2 protein-coding genes are annotated in these 684 nt (G+C 43.0%); both read right to left on the bottom strand.

Annotated elements, in window-relative coordinates; genetic code table 11:
* Positions 1 to 390 (bottom strand): adenosylhomocysteinase (locus tag N2257_10775; protein MCX7794868.1); only part of this gene is annotated, 390 nt, incomplete at its 3' end.
* A gap of 11 nt (positions 391 to 401) precedes the next feature.
* On the bottom strand, positions 402 to 684 hold a 283-nt coding region (locus N2257_10770; protein MCX7794867.1), incomplete at its 5' end, for a methionine adenosyltransferase domain-containing protein.

Raw genomic sequence — 684 nt, 5'->3', positions numbered from 1 at the left:
AACTAAATCTGCCCCATCATCCATAGTGATAGTAGGTTTTTGGTCCAGCACCGCATTAATATGTTCATAATAAGTTTGGTTATCTTCTCCCTTAATAGCAAAAACCGGAAGATTAAATTCCTTCACCAGAGCAGCAGCAACATCATCCTGGGTGCTTAACGGGTTAGAAGCACAAAGCATTACTTCAGCTCCGCCGGCTTTAAGGGTTTGAGCTAGATTAGCAGTTTCCGTAGTAATATGAAGACAGGCGGAAAGCCTAACTCCCTTAAGGGGTTTGTTCTTTTTGAACCGCTGCTGAATTAAATTTAAAACCGGCATATTCTGTTTTGCCCACTCAATTCGGAGCAATCCTTTTTCGGTCAGGCTCAAGTCTTTAACATCGTATTGCATCGTCGTATCCCTTATAATCCCGCATCACTTTTAAGTTTTTCTACCATATCCAATTTTTCCCAGGTAAAATCCGGGTCATTCCGCCCAAAATGTCCGTAAGCAGCGGTCTTTTTATAAATTGGGCGGAGTAAATTAAGATACTCGATAATTGGCTTGGGGCGCAGGTCAAAATTTTTCTGCACTAACTCCGCGATTCGATCGGGTGGGATCCGGCTGGTTCCATTAGTACTAATCATTACTGAAACCGGCTGAGCTATCCCAATCGCATAAGCAATCTGAACTTCACACCTACGG

This window comes from Thermodesulfovibrionales bacterium (genome assembly GCA_026417875.1).
GTDB lineage: Bacteria > Nitrospirota > Thermodesulfovibrionia > Thermodesulfovibrionales > CALJEL01 > CALJEL01.
Note: the sequence above shows the minus strand (reverse complement) of the source record. Positions and strands in the feature narration are given on the sequence as shown.